The following is a 16,382-nucleotide window of genomic DNA, read 5'->3' as shown; positions in this document are numbered from 1 at the left end:
GAGGCCGCTCCTGCCTTTTCGCTGTGGAATGAGTGCCCGCCATGTCCGACTACCTGCTGGAAATGAACAACATCGTCAAGACCTTCGGTGGCGTCAAAGCCCTGAATGGCATCGACATCAAGGTAAAACCCGGGGAATGCGTAGGATTGTGCGGCGAGAACGGCGCCGGCAAATCGACCCTGATGAAAGTGCTGTCGGCGGTGTATCCCCATGGCACCTGGGACGGCGAAATCCTTTGGGACGGCCAGCCGTTGCGCGCCCACTCCATCGCCGAAACCGAAGCCTGCGGCATCGTGATCATCCATCAGGAACTGACCCTGGTACCCGACCTCTCGGTGGCCGAAAACATCTTCATGGGCCACGAACTGACACTGCCCGGCGGGCGCATGAACTACCCCGCCATGATGCACCGTGCCGAAGCCCTGATGCGCGAGCTGAAAGTGCCGGACATGAACGTCGCCCTGCCCGTTTCGCAATACGGCGGCGGCTACCAGCAACTGGTGGAAATCGCCAAGGCCCTGAACAAGCAGGCGCGCCTGCTGATCCTCGACGAACCCTCCTCGGCGCTGACCCGCTCGGAAATCGAGGTGCTGCTGGACATCATCCGTGGGCTCAAGGCCAAGGGCGTCGCCTGCGTGTACATCTCCCACAAGCTCGATGAGGTCTCGGCCATCTGCGACACCATCGCGGTGATCCGCGACGGCAAACACATCGCGACCACGGCCATGGCCGAGATGGACGTGTCGCGCATCATCACGCAGATGGTCGGCCGTGAGATGAGCAACCTCTACCCCACCGAACCCCATGCGGTCGGCGAGGTGCTGTTCGAGGCGCGCAACATCACCTGCTACGACGTCGATAACCCGAGCCGCAAGCGGGTGGACAATGTCTCGTTCAGCCTGCGCCGTGGCGAAATCCTCGGCATCGCCGGGCTGGTGGGCGCCGGCCGCACGGAACTGGTGTCGGCGCTGTTCGGCAGCTACCCCGGGCGCTACCAAGGCGAGGTATGGCTGGATGGCAAACCGATTGATACACGCACGCCGCTGAAGTCGATTCGCGCCGGGCTGTGCATGGTCCCGGAAGACCGCAAGCGCCAGGGCATCGTCCCGGACCTGGGCGTTGGGCAAAACATCACCCTGGCGGTGCTGGACCGTTTCTCGCACCTGACGCGCATCGATGCCGAGGCGGAACTGGGCAGCATCGAGCAGGAAATCAAGCGCATGCACCTGAAGACGGCGAACCCGTTCCTGCCGATCACCAGCCTGTCCGGCGGCAACCAGCAGAAGGCCGTACTGGCCAAGATGCTCCTGACCAAACCCCGGGTGCTGATCCTCGACGAACCGACCCGTGGCGTGGACGTGGGCGCCAAATATGAGATCTACAAATTGATGGGCGCGCTGGCGGCCGAAGGCGTGTCGATCATCATGGTGTCTTCGGAGCTGGCCGAGGTGCTGGGGGTCTCCGACCGGGTGCTGGTGATCGGCGAGGGCCAGTTGCGCGGCGACTTCATCAACCAGGGCCTGACCCAGGAACAGATGCTCGCCGCCGCCCTCAGCCAACCGAACGGGCATGACAATAATAATGATCGGAAGTCCGCGTAAATGAACCAGGTCAAACAGCTCTTCACCCGCTACAAAATGCTCGCCCTGTTGATCGCCGTGGTGCTGATCTGGGTGTTTTTCAGCTGGCAGACCGAAGGCGGTTTCCTGACCCCGCGCAACCTGTCGAACCTGCTGCGGCAGATGTCCATTACCGGCATCCTGGCCTGCGGCATGGTGCTGGTGATCATCAGCGGCGAGATCGACCTGTCGGTGGGCTCGATGCTCGGTTTGCTCGGCGGCGTCGCGGCGATCCTGGATGTGGTTTATCACATTCCCCTGCCGCTGAACCTGGCCATCGTCGCCCTCTGTGGCTTGCTGATTGGCCTGGGCAACGGCTACATGACCGCGTACCTGCGCATCCCCTCCTTCATCGTCGGCCTGGGCGGCATGCTCGCGTTTCGCGGGGTGCTGCTGGGCATTACCGGCGGCACCACGATTGCACCGGTTTCGCCACAACTGGTGTACATCGGCCAGGGTTACCTGCCGACGGTGGTCGGGGTGATTCTCGGCGTGTTGCTGTTCGGGCTGGCGATATTCCTGACCTGGCGCCAACGCCACAACCGCGCCCTGCACGGCTTGGCGCTGCCGTCGATGCTGCGCGACAGCGTGCGCGTGGTGTTGATCGGTTTCGTGCTGGCCGGCTTCGTCTACACCCTCAACAGCTACGACGGCATTCCCGTGCCGGTGCTGCTGCTTCTGGTGCTGCTGGGGGTGTTCAGCTACGTCACCAGCCAGACCGTCTTTGGCCGGCGCATCTACTCGGTGGGCAGCAACATGGAAGCCACGCGCCTGTCGGGGATCAACGTGCAGGCGGTCAAGCTGTGGATCTTCGGGATCATGGGCGTGATGTGCGCCCTCGCCGGGCTGGTCAACACCGCGCGCCTGGCGGCCGGTTCACCTTCGGCGGGCAACATGGGCGAACTGGATGCTATCGCGGCGTGCTTTATCGGCGGTACTTCAATGCGCGGCGGTTCGGGCACCGTGTACGGCGCCCTGCTCGGCGCACTGGTGATCAGCAGCCTGGACAACGGCATGTCGATGCTCGACGTGGACAGCTACTGGCAGATGATCGTCAAGGGCAGCATCCTGGTGCTGGCGGTGTGGGTGGATGTGAGTACACGGACGGGGCGCCGTTGAGATTTGGGCAATGGCATGGAGCTTGCTATTGACCAGCAGGCGGCCAATATCGGCCTCGACTTGAGCAGAAACGACCCACGAGGCACATGCCATGCACAGTTTGTTCTTTGCAACCGCTCAGATGATCAACGGCCGCGTACAGTCCGTTGATTCCATGGACAAACATCCGGACCCTAGGGCAATGCCCCTTGAACTGCAGGCAAAGCTTGGCATCGCCCTTGGGCTGCTGGCCCTCGGCAGCTGTTTCGCGCTGTGGTTGATCGGCGCCTGAGCCTGCCCCAAAAAGAGGCTGGTGTTACCGCCCGGGCAACCCTATCGGGCGGTCCGGATCATGTCGGCAGCTTTTTCGCCGATCATGATGCACACCGAGTTGGGGTTGCCTGAAATCAGGGTCGGCATGATCGACGCATCGGCCACCCGCAGCCCTTCGATGCCATGCACCTTGAGGTCCGGCCCCACCACCGCCCGCTCATCCACACCCATGCGACAGGTGCCGGATGGATGCAGTGCGGCGTGGGCTTCCTGATGGCAAAACCGCTTCATCGCTTCGCGCGAACGCACGGTGGGTTCCGGTACATGCCGACGAGCCACGTAGGGTTTGAAGGCCGCCTGGGCCATGATCTGTTCGCCCACCAGGCAACCGTCCACCAGGCTTTCAATGTCGTACGGATCGGAAAAGTAGTTGGGCACGATGCGCGGCGGGGACATCGGGTCGGCGGAGTAAAGCTCCACATAGCCCCTGGACCTTGGCCGTATCTGCCCCAGGTTCAACGTGCAGCCATTGCCGCCGGGCACCGAATCCACACCCTCCTCGATGCCCGCGCCCACCACCATGAAATACTGGATATCCGGGTGCACCGCCGTCTTGTCGCCCCACCAGAACGCCCCGCCTTCAATCAGGTTGGACGCCGCCGGGCCTTGCCGGAACAACGCGTACTGCAACCCCGCCATAAGCTTCCACCACGGTTTTTTGTACTTGTCGTAGCTGTGGGGGCCGGTCAGCTCATACACCAGTGAAATTTCGATATGGTCCTGCAGGTTCTGCCCCACACCGGGCAAATCCTGAACCACTTTGATCCCGTGTTTTTCCAGTTGCTCAGCGGGCCCGATCCCCGACAACATCAGCAACCGGGGTGAGTTGATGGCGCCGCAGGACAGGATGATTTCCTTGTCGGCGTGCATCACCTGGCGCACGCCCTTCTCCAGGTATTCGATGCCGACGGCCTTGTTGCCCTGCATCAGGATACGCAGCACCCGGCAGCCGGTCTTCACCGTCAGGTTCTTGCGCGACTTGGCCGGCGCCAGGTAGGCCACGGCGGCACTGCTGCGAAAGCCGTTTTTGGCGGTGATCTGGTACAGCCCGCAGCCCTCGGGCTGGCCTGAGTTGAAGTCTTCGTTATAGGGCAATCCAAACTGCTGGCAGGCCCGCAGCCAGACTTTGGTCAAGGGGTGGATATTGATCGGGTCCGACACCCCCAGCGGCCCGCCGACACCGTGCACCTCGTTGCAGAACCGCTCGTTGTCCTCGGCCTTTTTGAAGTACGGCAACACGTCTTTATACGACCACCCGGCGGCGCCCTGTTCGGCCCAACCGTCGTAGTCGGCGGGCACGCCACGGATATAAATCATCGCATTCACCGAGCTGCCGCCCCCGAGTACGCTGGCCTGGACCATGGTCGGCGTTTCGCTGCGGTGCTGGTCCTCGGTCGGCTCCCACGCATAACGCTTGAGCAGCGGGCCCTGGGCGGTCTTGTAGTAGGCGCCGGGAATATGGATGTAAGGGCTGCGATCCCGCGGGCCTTCCTCGAACAGCACCACCGACGCTCCCGCATCCTCACTCAGGCGCGATGCGACTGTGCAGCCCGTGGAGCCGCCCCCGATTACGATGAAATCCACCATGACAACCTCAGATCTTTTTAGTATTCAGCCAGTGTCGAAACGCGCGTTATCAACCGACCAGGCCGGTTAACAGCGTCTTCAATTGTTGGGCGACGGCGTAGCTGTTTTGCTGCTGCTGTTTTTTGCAGAACAGCTCACAACTCCACCACCCGGCGTAACCGGTGGCCTTTACGGCGGCGGTCCACTCGACCAGGTCGAGCACGCCGCTGCCGGTGGGCACATCGCGCAGCACTTCCTCATTCGGGATACCGCCTTCGAAGGCCAGTGAGTCGCAGACATGCACGCCGTAGATCACGTCCTTGTCGAGCCGGGCGACGTCCGCAGGGGTCACGCCGCTGGTAAAGCAATGCCAATAGTCGATCACCATCTTCACGTTGCTGCGCCCGGTGCGTTCAATCAGCTGCAGTTGGTGATCCAGGGTGTTGAGTGGCGTCCAGGACAAGGCTTCGAGGTAGAGCAGCAGACCGTATTGCCTGGCCACATCGGCCAACTCCGCCAGGTTGCTTGCCGTGCGGGCGTATTGTTCGGCCTGATCCATGCCCAGCAAGCCTGAGTAATGCAGGCTCTTGCCGATCGCCTGAAAATCAATCACCGCCTGTACATTGATCGGACCGGTGAGGACCTGCACGCCTTTGGCGCCCACCAGATTGGCCAGCTCAAATAGCCGCCGGGCTTCCTTGAACAGGTCATCGCGCTCGGCGCCCTGGCGTTCGATGTCCCGCAGGTAGCCGATGCCGGTGACAGGCACGTCGTTGAGCAGTGCTTGAAGCTCTGACTCGGTATAGCCGGCCTGCAGATACGCCTCCAGCTTGCCGCTGTTGATCTCCAGCGCGTCAAAACCCAGCGTCCGGGCTATGTCGATATCCATCGCCAGGGTCGAGTGTTTCGCAACGGTGGAATGCAGGGCGAGGACGTTATTTTGGGTTGCCATATGGCGCTCCTACGGTTGAGTAGCGATCAGCCAAGGCACCAACGGCCAACGCCGCGGCGTCCAGCCGTGCTTGGGGCAAGAGGCCCTCGGCGACGGCGGCGACAATCGCCCGAACGATCTGCGGCACGTGGGGCATAGCCTTTGCGGAAATCAGTAATAAGTCGGCCCCGGCATTCAGCGCGGCCACTGCGACCTCGCCGAGGGACATCTGGCCGATGGTTGAGCGGTGATCGAGGTCGATGGTCATCACCAGCCCCTTGAAGCCCAACTCCTGGCGCAACACGCCGATCAATTCAGGCGACACCGAGGCTGCCGTGGGCGGTGTGCATGCGGCGAATATCGCCGGGCCCATCATCACCGCATCGGCGCCAGCGTCGATCCCGGCCTGGAACCCGGGCCAGAAGGCCCGCAGTTGCTGCATGGATTCGCTGACCACCGCCGTTTCAGTCGACGGCTGCTGAAACAGCACCGGGTGCCCGGGGAAGTGCTTCAGGGTGCTGGCCATCCCGGCCCGCCGCACGCCGCGCACATACGCCCCGACCATCGCCGCCGTCTGGTGGACATCGCCCGACAGCGTGCGCCCCGCCAGCCACACATTACGGCCGCCGACCACATCCGCCGTCGGCGACAGCAGCAGGTTGACCCCGGTCGCCCGCGCGGCGGTGGCGACCTTGAAGCACGCCTGCTCCAGCGCCGCACAATCCATCGCCCGGGCCACATCGGGCTCCGGCAGCGCCGGGGTCACCCCTTGCAAGCGGTGCACGGCGGAGATGTCGGCATCGGCTGCCAGCAGCAGCGGCCCACCCAGTTCGGTGGCCGTGCCGGTAAAACGCTGCCAGATGTCCAGGGTTTCGGTTTGCAGGCGGCTGGCGCTCATTTTTCCGCTGACGTATTCCTCTCCCGTCTCGCCAAACAACAGGCTGCGCCCGCCATTGCCGAGGAACCGACGCACGTCATCCGTCATCTGCACGTCCAGCAATACCGGGAACAGTACGCCGTAGGCCTTGCGGTCATTCGCGCTCATGGCTGGTTTCCTGGGTGGCGATTGCCAGTTGACGAACCTTGGCAGCGGCGTCCAACAGAACCTGGCGGTCCAGGGTGCCTTCGTGGACGGCGGCGACAATCGCCTCGGCGATGCTGTCCAGACCTGACTCGCTGGACACCAGCAACAGGTGCGCACCGGCCACCAGGGAGGCTACGGCGGTGTCGGGGATGGTGTTGCCGCGCAGTATCGACACCGCGTCCAGGTCATCGGAAATGATCAGGCCTTCGAAGCCGAGGGTGTCACGCAGTACGCCGATGACCTTCGACGAGGTGGACGCCGACTGCTGCGCATCAATCGCAGGAAACACCGCCGGGCCAGGCATGACGGCTTTTACGCCGGTGGCGATGACCTGCTTGAACACTTCAAGATTGTCATGCAGCAATTCCAGCGGCCCCGGCACGGTGGCTTCGGCAATCGCCGGATCGTGCTCGGTGACGTAGTGCCCGGGGAAGTGCTTGGCAGTGGCGATCACTCCCGCGCGCTGCACCCCGCGGATAAACGCGCAGGACACTCGGCTGACTTCCACTGGATCCGCGCCCAGGTGCCGGTTGTGCAGCCATGGATTGACGCCGGTGACCACGTCCACGATGGGCGCCAGGAACAGATTCACGCCCAGCCCGCGGGCCGCGGCGGCCATCTCGAAGCAACGTTGCTCGAGGTCCTCGGCGCCGAGGTCCTGGAGCTGCGCCCGGGTGGCGACCGCCGGGACCAGTTGGTGCAGGCGCTCGATTCCGCCGAGTTCCTGGTCTACCGCGATCAGCACCGCAGAGCCCGCCAGCGCCGTGGCTTCCTTGACGATACTGATGAAATCGGCTTTGGACTCGGCCGCCTTGCGCGCCGGGCTCATGCCTCGGCCCACGTATTCATCCCGGGTTTCCCCAAGCAACAGGGACACACCACCACGGCTCAGGTAACGGCGCACATTGTCGTCCAGGTGCAAATCCCCGAATGCGGGAAGCAGTACCGAATACGCGGCGCGATGCAGTTCGCTTGACATTGTTTTTCCTCAACAGCGTTTGGGTGAGTCGTTGGATGCGCAGCGGTGCCACGCATGAAATCAATTACCGCGGGAAAGGCACCCAGGCCCGCTGCTGGTGGGATTCGAGGCTGGCCTGGGACAACAACACCCCGCGCACGCCTTCGTGAATATCCGGCAACGGGACGCTGGTCGCTGTGCGCCATTGCGCCCCGGCGTCCAGGGCCTCGGCGAAGTCGGCGTACAGCACGGCCAGCGCTTCCAGATAACCTTCGGTATTGCCCGCCGGCAAGCTGGTGAACGTCAGCGTCTGCGGCCTGTTGTCGGACTGGCCTCGCCGATAGATGCGGTCTGCACCGTCAGTGGGCGTGAACAACAGGGTTTCCGGTGACTCCTGGCACCACTCGAGCGAAGCCAGGCTGCCGACGACCTTGAAGCGCAAGCCGTTGCGATGCCCGGGCGCGGCGAAACTGGCCCACAACAATCCATCCACGCCGCCGTCGAATTCCAGTTGCACCACGCAGGTATCGTCCAGGCCCCAACCCGGCACCACGCTGGTCAACTTGGCGTTGAGCTGGGTGCAGCGCTGCCCGGAAAGAAACTCCAACAGGTTGAAGGCGTGGGTGCCGACGTCTCCCAGCGCGCCGGTGGGGCCGGCCTTTTGCGGGTCACCGCGCCACGCCAGGCTATTGCTCAAGCCGGACACGCCGGGGGCCAGCCACTCCAGCAGGTATTCGACGTACAGGAAGCGCAGCTCACCCAGCTCGCCGGCCTGGATTCGACTGCGGGCGTCCCTGACCATCGGGTAGCCCTGGTAGGTGTAGGTCAGCGCAAAAAATGTCCCATGGCGCTCGGCAAGGCTCGCCAACTCACGGGCTTCGTCAGGGTGGTTGACCAGGGGCTTGTCGCAGATCACCGGGATGCCCGCCTCCAGGAACAACCGGCACGGTTCGAAGTGCAAGTGGTTGGGCGTCACGATAACCACCGCCTCGATCGGGTCGGGGCGGCGAGACTCGGCGGCCGCCATGTCCTCGAACGACAAGTAGATACGTTCGGGTTCAATAGTGAGCGCTGCGCCCGCCTCGCGGCATTTATCCGCGTCGGCAGAGAATGCGCCGGCGACGATATCGAAGCGATTACACAGGCGCATCGCGGCGCGGTGGTAACTGGCGAAGTAAGCGCCCTGCCCGCCGCCGACCATGCCGACCTTGAGTCGCCTCTTTCCGGGAATGTCGCCGGTCAACCTTGCCATCGCCCAATCCTCCGCAAAAAGCATTGGCCCGAGTATCAGGGGTGACCGGTGTTTCCACCATTTCGCACCCTTGGCGATACCTGACGCGGACTGAAGCACTCCTGCGCAGCACGGGGTGTTACCCGTCGCTATCGAATGTGTTACTGGGCGGACCGCCACCGTCACGATTGACCCGTGAAAACCACAACGCACTGGCGCCGAACCTTCAGTAAAAGCGCTTACAATCTGACGCATTCAGTTATGCTCAAACTTCATGTTTGAACTTAAACAAACGGCATGAAAGATGCTTTGGTAGTGATCGGAAGTTTCAAACGCTTAAACGGTTATTACGGTTATGCCCAAGGTTATTCGATAACTGCGCTATAACTTTAATAACTGGCGCCTTAACCCAGCCAAGTACATCGAGATAATAATGCCCAGCCGCCCGGACTCATCGCCTCTGTCATTAGCCGCCGCCACCTCCCACCCCGAGCGACAGCAGGCGCGCAGCGACTTGCAGGCCAATGTGCAAAAGAACCTGAGCACGCTGGTGGAGTCCTGCCGGTCGGTGGCCGACATGTGCCGCAAAGTTGATGTGAACCGCCAGCAGTTCAACAAGTACCTGGTGGGCCAGCACGTGCCGTCGCAGAAGATTCTGCAAAAGATCGGCCGCTATTTCATGATGGAAGCCGAAGACCTCTTCCGCCCGCCCGCCGAGTTCAAGAAGTTTTATGAAGGCTATGAAAACGAACTGCCGACCGGCTTGCGGGCTTCGGAGCAGTTCAATCATTTCCTGCCGCTGGCCAAGCAGTCGGCTGACGTGCTCGAAGACTATCTGGGGGTGTATTACCGCTACCACAATTCATCGATCTACAAGGGCCGGATCCTGCGTTCGGTCACCTGCCTGTACCGCGCCGACTCGATGGTGCAGTACGTCACCGTCGAGCGCTTTCCGCTGCGCGATGGCAGCGGCAAGATCGGGTATTCATTCACCTATCACGGGTTCTGCCTGCTGCTGGGCGATCGCCTGTTCATGGTGGATTTCGAAGGCAAGCAACGTAACGAAATGACGTTCTCGATCCTGACGCCGCAGCATCGTCGGCCGATCCGTTTTCTCTATGGGTTGGTGACGGGTGTGGCGTCGTCCTCGTTCCGCCAGCCTTTCTCCACGCGCATGGCGCTGGGACTGGTGGACAAGGGCAAGATCCGCAAGCACCACTTGCGCAATGCAACGGTGCTGTTGCCCAGCGACCAGTCGATCCCGCTGGACGTACGTGAATACATGACCGGCGACAACGCCACCATTGTCTGGGGCGGTCAGGACTGAGGGACCTGCAGGGGCTGGCGTGCCGTCATCATTTCAACCAGCGACGGGCCCTTGCTGTTGAGGGCTTTGACGAGGGTCGCGTTGAGTTGTGACGCGTGTTCCACGCGCCAGGCTTCAAGGCCGAAGTTTCGGGCGATGCCGGCGAAGTCCGGGGCATAGGGTTTGCCATCCGGCAGGTTGAATTCACCGGCCCGGTGCTGCTCGATGGGCGACGTCTGTACGTCGCCCAGGGCTTCGTCACCGTTGCTGTTGAAGACCAGGAACACCACCGGAATGCTGTGCATCACGCACACGGCCATCTCTTGCATCGACTGCAGGAAATCCCGGCTGCCCACGGCACAGACCACCTGGCGGGCGGGCATGGCGAGCTTGGCGCCGATAGCCGCCGGGACGGCCCAGCCGAGGGTGGCGGGGTTGCCGGCGCACAAGTGCCTGCCGGGGTAATGCACCGGGAACATCTTGCGGGCCATGGGCTGGGTGGGGCCGCTACCGATGACGAGAATGGCGTCGTTTTCCAGCACGGAGGATGAGGCGCGGCCTTCGCGCAGTACGCTGATTTTACGCGGGGTGGGTTGGGGTTCTGCACGCAGGGTGGCGGGTGGCAGGCTGGCGTTGGTGGAGGCGCCTTGGAGGGCGTCGTCAATGGACAGGCTGACGGGGCCGGGATGGGCGCTCAGCATGGTGTCGAAGGCTTGGCGCAGGGCTTGGGGTAGCTGTTGTAGTGTCGAAACCGTCGCGTGATCTTTCATGACGTTGGCGGCTATCGTTTCGGGCTGGGCGTTACTGATGACCAGCAGCGCGCAGGCGTCCTGGTGCGCGGTGGCCAGGGCTCCCAGGGCTGAGGGGATGCCCAGGGGGCCCGTAAGTACGACGGCCATGGGGCGACCGCACGCACGGTAGTAGCCGTCGGCGAGGTGCACGGCGCTGTGGGCCTGGATGACGTGGATAAAGGGGATGTCGGTGCCCGGGGTCAGCAGCGCTTCCACCAGGGCCCGGGCGCCGTCGCCCGGGGGCCCGGCTACGTAGTCGACACTGTTGGCCTTGAGTGCCTTGGCGATGATTTGGCCACCTGTGAATTTCACTCGATACTCCAGCGAATGCGCGGCGTCTGGGCCGGGATCAGGCTTGGAGTATTCGCCTGGTGCGGGGTGGGCTCAATTTCGCACCTTGGGTAAAAGAGACGCAGATTGACGCAGATATTGGGGCTCACTACAGCACAGCGGCCTGCAGGCCGGCTTGAGTGTTAGAAGCCAAATCAAAAGCTAAAGCGGGCACGGTCAAATGTGGGAGCTGGCTTGCCAGCGATGGCATCGCCCAGGTGTGTCTGATGTACCGAGTTGTCTGCATCGCAGGCAAGCCAGCTCCTACAGAAAAGCCGCTCTGCTTCTGCTCTGGTTTCTAACCTGCAGGTCGGCTTTCAGGCCGCCGTGCTCTTGCTACGGATCCCCCCAGAAACCCCTGGCCCCCCACGTGCGCCGCTTAGGTCACTCCAATGCGTCAGAGTGCGTCGCTTTTAACCCCCCTGCGAAATTGAGCCCCCCGCCTCCCCGCTCAATACTCAACCCATGAAAACAACAAGCCGAGCCTATCAAGCGCTGGGCGCACCGCTTCAGGCCCGCAACACCCTGCAGCCCGGAATAAGCGTGCGTCGCCCCGCCAAGGAAGAGTCAATCGGAACAGTGGAGGCCTTACCACCCTCCCCAGCAGCATGGAATCAATGCTGGCCATAACACTGCCGATCCAACTGACTGCATACAAAAGGACGCACCTGGCATCGACACCAGGCCCACGCCTTGCAAGTCGCTCAACATTTGCACCCACCACCCAGGCAGGAACTCGAAATGAAAAAAGAAATAGAGACGGGTTATGGTTTGACCGGCATTGACTTCAATTCCCTCAGCTTGAAACGACGCTCGTTCCTGCTGGGCGCTGCCGCCTCTGCCGCAGGCTTGTACCTCGGCTCGTTCGTGCCCAGCGCATTTGCCGCCACCACCGGGCACCTGGAAATCCTCGGCTGGGAAGGCGAAACCGGCGACGCCGAACTCGCCGACTGGCGCAAGCAACGCAACGTTACCGTGCGCTCCAGTTATGCCAGCAACCAGGACGACATCACCGCCCGGCTGGCCGGCTCCGATCCAGTGCAGCTCGACCTGACCATGTACGCCCTGGGCTACGAAAAGATCTATCAGGAAATGGGCCTGCTCAAGGCCATCGACACCACGAAGATCCCCAACTATTCCGCCGACAATACCCTCGCGCTGTTCTACAAGGGCAGCCGTTGGTACTGGGACGGCAAGCAATGGGGCATCCCGTTGCTGTGGGGGATGAACACCATCATCTACAACCCCAAGAACGTCAAAAAGCCCACCCAATACACCGACCTGCTGGACCCCAAGCTCAAGGGCAAGTTGACCTTTGTCGATGACGGCACCTCGAACTGGTCGCTGATCGCGACCATCGCCGGCTGCGGCGACAAGTACCCCAACCTGACCCGCGCCGAGTTCAACGACGCCTTTGAAAAACTCAAGCCGTACCGTGATCAATGCCGCGTGTTCGCGGCTTCGTCGGGTGACGCGGTATCGCTGCTGGTATCGGGTGAAGTGGACGCGGTGTTCTCGGCCTCCGCCAACACCCCCAGCGAAACCATCAAGCGTGGCGTGACCACTGCCCTGTCGGTGCCCAGCGAAGGCGCAGCGCTGTGGTGCGATGCGTTGTTCATCCCGAAAACCGCCAAGGATATTCCCCTGGCCCTGGAGTTCATCAACAAGACCCTGGAGCCCGATACCCAGGCCAAGATGGCAACCACGATGTTCTCCGGCGTGGTCAACCCCAAGGCCGTGCCGCTGCTGCCGGAGGACCTGAGAAACACCTTTGACTACGCGAACCTCGACAGCTTCTTCGAGAAATCCAAACTCTATGGCCAACCGCCCCTGAGCTCCGAAAAGTATGTGACCTATGCGGAATGGATCGATCAGTGGGCGAACTTCAAAGGCTCGTTCTAGAGCGCTTGGCACGCCGGCGCTGGCAACCGTGGGGTGGGTGTTCATCAACACGCGCCCCACGGGTCAACGCGCCCTGACTCTCGAATAAAAACGCAAAGGCAACCTCATCATGACCGTAGTCAACAACACCGAGTCCATGCCCCTGGACGACGGCGATTCAAGGGTCGGTAAACACGTGAAGATGGATAAGAGAACCCTCAGCGGGTATTGGCTGGCGTCGCCGCCGTTGCTGTTTCTGGTGGTGTTCTTTCTGGTTCCGTCGGCACTGTTGCTGATTGCCAGTTTCTGGACCGCCAAGACCTTCAGCATGGAGCCCGCCGCCACCCTGGCCAACTATGCCAAGGCCCTGAGCGCCAGCGGGTTTTATGACTCGCTGTGGATCGCCCTGCAAAACGGCTTCTGGACCGCCCTGCTCTCCACCGTGATCAGTGCGCCGGTGGCCTATTACATCGTGTACCGCACACGCTCCAACGCCGTGTTGTACCTGGCGTTGGTGTCGTGGTTTTCCAGTTACCTGGTACGGGTCTACGCATGGCGCTCGATCCTGGGCACCAACGGCGTGATCAACTCCACCCTGCTGCACTTCGGCCTGATCGACCAGCCGCTGGAGTGGCTGGTGTTCAGCAAGTTCGCCGTGGTGCTGACCCTGGTGCACATCATGCTGCCTTTCACTCTGTTGCTGCTGGTGTCGGGCCTGCGGGACATCAAGAAGGACTACCTGGAGGCCGCTGCCGACCTGGGCGCCGGCGGTGTCACCATTCTGTGGCGGGTGATCATGCCGATGGCCCACAAGAGCATCGTCAGCTCCTTCATGTTCACCTTCGTGCTGGCCGCCAGCGACTACGTCACCCCGCAACTGCTGGGCGGCCGGGATGCGATGACCACCGGGCTGGTGATCGCCAACCAGTTCCGCTCGGTAGGTAACTGGCCACTCGGTGCGGCGATGGCTTATCTGCTGTTGATCGTGTTCATGCTGGTGTACGCGTTGCTGCTGGGGGTGTTGCGCGCAGCCAACCTGGCACCCGGCAAGCGCTACCACGACTGACTGCCGCTCATAAAAAAGGTAACTCGCCATGATCCGGTTATTCACTTACGTCTACATGTTGTTCCTCTACGCGCCCATCGCGATTATCGCGCTGTTCAGCTTTCACTCGTCCGCCTCGCTGTCGTTCCCGTTCGAGGGTTTTTCCACGCGCTGGTACGAGGCGCTGTTCAGCAGTTCGGACTTCATGACAGCCCTGACCAACAGTGCGATCGTCGCCGCCGGTTCGGCGATTCTCACCACGCTGCTGGGCACGTTCTCGGCCCTGGCGCTGATGCGCATGAAAGGCCGGGTAAAAGCGGTGTTCGCGTTCATGAACTTCGCCCCCATCGCCTTGCCCGGTTTGTTTTTGGGGATTGCACTGGTGATTTTCTTCTCACTGGTCGGCCTGCCCCGCTCGCTGCTGACGGTGATCATCGGCCACACCCTGTTCACCTTTCCGTTCTTCGTGGAGTCAGTGCGCTCACGGCTGGAGTATTTCGACCTGTCGTTCGAGGAGGCCGCGCGTGACCTCGGCGCCTCGCCCCTCAAAGCGTTCTGGCTGGTGACGCTGCCGATCATCGGGCCAACCATTGCCGGCGCCGCGATCCTCGCGGTGGCGCTGTCGATGGATGAATTCCTGATCACCGTGTTCGTCACCGGCAGCGACACCACGCTGCCCCTCATGATTCTTTCGATGATGCGCCGCGCCGTCAGCCCCACCATCAATGCCGCCTCGGTATTCATGCTGGTGGTGACCATCGCCATCATCGCCATTGCCGGCCTGGTCATGACCTTGCGTCGTCGCCGCCTCGAACTTGAACGTGCTGAAACTGCAGAGTAATCACCATGACCAACAGTATTGAACTGACCGGAATTTCCAAGAGCTACGGCAACCTCACTGCCCTGGGCAAAGTCGACCTCACGGTAAAACGCAACGAGATCCTGACCCTGCTCGGCCCCAGTGGCTGCGGCAAGACCACCCTGATGCGGATCATTGCCGGCTTCGAAGAGCCCACCACCGGCAAAGTGGTGATCGACGGCAAGGACTCCACCGCCCTGGCGCCTGAACACCGCCCGGTGAATATGGTGTTCCAGAAGTACGCGCTGTTCCCGCACCTGGACGTGTTCGACAACGTGGCCTTCGGGTTGCGTTTGAAGAAGAAGCCCAAGGATGAGATCAAGCGTGAAGTGAACAAGGCGCTGGAACTGGTGCAACTGGAAAGCTTCAAGAGCCGCTGGATCTCCGAGCTCAGTGGCGGGCAGGCGCAACGTGTGGCCCTGGCCCGCGCACTGGTGAATCGCCCGGCGGTGTTGCTGCTGGACGAGCCGCTGGCGGCCCTGGACCTGAAGATTCGCCATCACATGCTTAACGAGATCAAGCGCATCCACGAAGAGACTTCCACCACGTTTGTGTATGTGACTCACGACCAGGACGAAGCGATGATCTTGTCGGACCGTGTGGTATTGCTGAACAAGGGTGGCATCGAGCAGATCGGCGGGCCGCAGGAGATGTATTGGTCGCCGCGCACGTTGTTTGCCGCCAGGTTTTTCGGCGATACCAATATCGTCAACGGCACGTATGGGCTGGGTGGCGTGGTCGAGTTGCCGTTTGGGCGTTATGCCCATACGGCTAAAAGCGGCGTGGGTGCAGGGCCGGTGAATGTGTCGATCCGGCCTGAAACCATCGGCCTTGAGCCGGCTCTGGGCGCCGCACTGGCCGACGGTGCGTTTGCCGGGAAGGTCAAGGACACTTCGTTTATCGGTAATCGGGTGATCTACCGCGTGGAGGTGGCCGGTGGCACGCTTGATCTCAAATGCCAGCAACTGCCGACTCCCGGCAGCCACGCACTGCCGCCGGGTACGAATGTGGCGTTGACCTGCAAACCGGAAAGCTTTGTGGTGATTCCGGTCTGAAGGGGTTGAACATGGGGCCTGGCTGAAGCAGCCGAGGTTCATTTTTACGCTGGATCATGCGCTCTTTCACGGGAGGCTGGTCTGGCGTTTTTTTTGCCCGGGGGGAAGAGAGTAATGGTCGGTTTTATTGAGCGGGAAGTGGGCCCTCCGGTAAGTCTAGATTTACCGGGGGCCCGTGCCGGGCTGACCATCTCATTAGGGCTCTGCCCCGCCTGTCGGCGCCTCGCCTAGGCTCGGCGTTCCCTCACTCCGGCACCGCGAAGCGGGCAGCCGCGACGGGCCATCCATGGCCCAG

At 62.0% G+C, this 16,382-nt stretch carries 13 protein-coding genes; 7 read left to right on the top strand and 6 right to left on the bottom strand.

The features are described 5' to 3' along the window. Positions 1–41: 41 nt before the first annotated feature. On the top strand, positions 42–1,601 hold the full coding sequence (xylG, locus tag HX839_RS13805) for a D-xylose ABC transporter ATP-binding protein (RefSeq protein ID WP_177067186.1): 1,560 nt from the start codon (positions 42–44) through the stop codon (positions 1,599–1,601). Continuing rightward, positions 1,602–2,738, top strand: coding sequence for a sugar ABC transporter permease (locus HX839_RS13800; protein WP_003219656.1), 1,137 nt, complete (start codon positions 1,602–1,604; stop codon positions 2,736–2,738). Between the two features lie 312 nt (positions 2,739–3,050). Here the strand turns inward: HX839_RS13800 and HX839_RS13795 are convergent, their stop codons facing one another. From HX839_RS13795 to HX839_RS13775, 5 genes are all read right to left on the bottom strand, one after another. Then, positions 3,051–4,637 (bottom strand): GMC family oxidoreductase, encoded by a 1,587-nt coding sequence (locus tag HX839_RS13795; protein WP_008436028.1) that lies wholly within the window; start codon positions 4,635–4,637, stop codon positions 3,051–3,053. A 49-nt stretch (positions 4,638–4,686) separates the two neighbouring features. Next, positions 4,687–5,568, bottom strand: a complete 882-nt coding sequence (locus HX839_RS13790) for a sugar phosphate isomerase/epimerase (protein ID WP_177050026.1) — start codon at positions 5,566–5,568, stop codon at positions 4,687–4,689. Then, entirely contained in the window at positions 5,552–6,592 is a 1,041-nt protein-coding gene (locus tag HX839_RS13785) for a glycoside hydrolase family 3 N-terminal domain-containing protein (protein WP_008436030.1), read from the bottom strand. The genes HX839_RS13790 and HX839_RS13785 overlap by 17 nt, the downstream gene beginning before the upstream one ends. Beyond that, complete coding sequence (locus HX839_RS13780) at positions 6,579–7,610, bottom strand: glycoside hydrolase family 3 N-terminal domain-containing protein (protein WP_177009789.1); 1,032 nt, start codon at positions 7,608–7,610, stop codon at positions 6,579–6,581. Before HX839_RS13780 ends, HX839_RS13785 begins: the two co-directional genes overlap by 14 nt. Before the next feature lie 64 nt (positions 7,611–7,674). Then, positions 7,675–8,841, bottom strand: a complete 1,167-nt coding sequence (locus HX839_RS13775) for a Gfo/Idh/MocA family protein (RefSeq protein WP_177040046.1) — start codon at positions 8,839–8,841, stop codon at positions 7,675–7,677. A gap of 439 nt (positions 8,842–9,280) precedes the next feature. Here HX839_RS13775 and HX839_RS13770 point away from each other — a divergent pair, with 439 nt between their 5' ends. Beyond that, positions 9,281–10,147 (top strand): helix-turn-helix transcriptional regulator, encoded by an 867-nt coding sequence (locus HX839_RS13770; protein WP_032899479.1) that lies wholly within the window; start codon positions 9,281–9,283, stop codon positions 10,145–10,147. Here HX839_RS13770 and HX839_RS13765 read toward each other — a convergent pair. After that, the gene (locus HX839_RS13765) at positions 10,138–11,229 is read right to left on the bottom strand and encodes a thiamine pyrophosphate-dependent enzyme (protein WP_177067185.1); all 1,092 of its coding nucleotides are present in this window, start codon (positions 11,227–11,229) and stop codon (positions 10,138–10,140) included. The genes HX839_RS13770 and HX839_RS13765 overlap by 10 nt on opposite strands. A gap of 759 nt (positions 11,230–11,988) precedes the next feature. Between HX839_RS13765 and HX839_RS13760 the strand changes: the two genes are divergently transcribed. The 4 genes from HX839_RS13760 (at position 11,989) to HX839_RS13745 (ending at position 16,087) form a co-directional block, all read left to right on the top strand. Then, on the top strand, positions 11,989–13,149 hold the full coding sequence (locus tag HX839_RS13760) for a PotD/PotF family extracellular solute-binding protein (RefSeq protein WP_177067184.1): 1,161 nt from the start codon (positions 11,989–11,991) through the stop codon (positions 13,147–13,149). 109 nt (positions 13,150–13,258) lie between these two features. Then, entirely contained in the window at positions 13,259–14,194 is a 936-nt protein-coding gene (locus tag HX839_RS13755; RefSeq protein WP_008430156.1) for an ABC transporter permease, read from the top strand. A gap of 28 nt (positions 14,195–14,222) precedes the next feature. Then, entirely contained in the window at positions 14,223–15,014 is a 792-nt protein-coding gene (locus HX839_RS13750) for an ABC transporter permease (protein WP_008430153.1), read from the top strand. A 5-nt stretch (positions 15,015–15,019) separates the two neighbouring features. Further along, positions 15,020–16,087: an ABC transporter ATP-binding protein gene (locus HX839_RS13745; protein ID WP_008430152.1), complete on the top strand. Its 1,068-nt coding sequence runs from the start codon at positions 15,020–15,022 to the stop codon at positions 16,085–16,087. The last annotated feature ends 295 nt before the right edge of the window (positions 16,088–16,382 follow it).

The sequence above is a fragment of the Pseudomonas sp. I8001 genome (assembly GCF_013385345.1).
GTDB lineage: Bacteria > Pseudomonadota > Gammaproteobacteria > Pseudomonadales > Pseudomonadaceae > Aquipseudomonas.
Note: the sequence above shows the minus strand (reverse complement) of the source record. Positions and strands in the feature narration are given on the sequence as shown.

Coding starts and splice junctions, on each gene's coding strand:
- HX839_RS13750 (WP_008430153.1), top strand. CDS start 14,223: ATGATCCGGTTATTCACTTACGTCTACATGTTGTTCCTCTACGCGCCC.
- HX839_RS13780 (WP_177009789.1), bottom strand. CDS start 7,610: ATGTCAAGCGAACTGCATCGCGCCGCGTATTCGGTACTGCTTCCCGCA.
- HX839_RS13785 (WP_008436030.1), bottom strand. CDS start 6,592: ATGAGCGCGAATGACCGCAAGGCCTACGGCGTACTGTTCCCGGTATTG.
- HX839_RS13790 (WP_177050026.1), bottom strand. CDS start 5,568: ATGGCAACCCAAAATAACGTCCTCGCCCTGCATTCCACCGTTGCGAAA.
- HX839_RS13775 (WP_177040046.1), bottom strand. CDS start 8,841: ATGGCAAGGTTGACCGGCGACATTCCCGGAAAGAGGCGACTCAAGGTC.
- HX839_RS13800 (WP_003219656.1), top strand. CDS start 1,602: ATGAACCAGGTCAAACAGCTCTTCACCCGCTACAAAATGCTCGCCCTG.
- HX839_RS13795 (WP_008436028.1), bottom strand. CDS start 4,637: ATGGTGGATTTCATCGTAATCGGGGGCGGCTCCACGGGCTGCACAGTC.
- HX839_RS13755 (WP_008430156.1), top strand. CDS start 13,259: ATGACCGTAGTCAACAACACCGAGTCCATGCCCCTGGACGACGGCGAT.
- xylG (WP_177067186.1), top strand. CDS start 42: ATGTCCGACTACCTGCTGGAAATGAACAACATCGTCAAGACCTTCGGT.
- HX839_RS13760 (WP_177067184.1), top strand. CDS start 11,989: ATGAAAAAAGAAATAGAGACGGGTTATGGTTTGACCGGCATTGACTTC.
- HX839_RS13745 (WP_008430152.1), top strand. CDS start 15,020: ATGACCAACAGTATTGAACTGACCGGAATTTCCAAGAGCTACGGCAAC.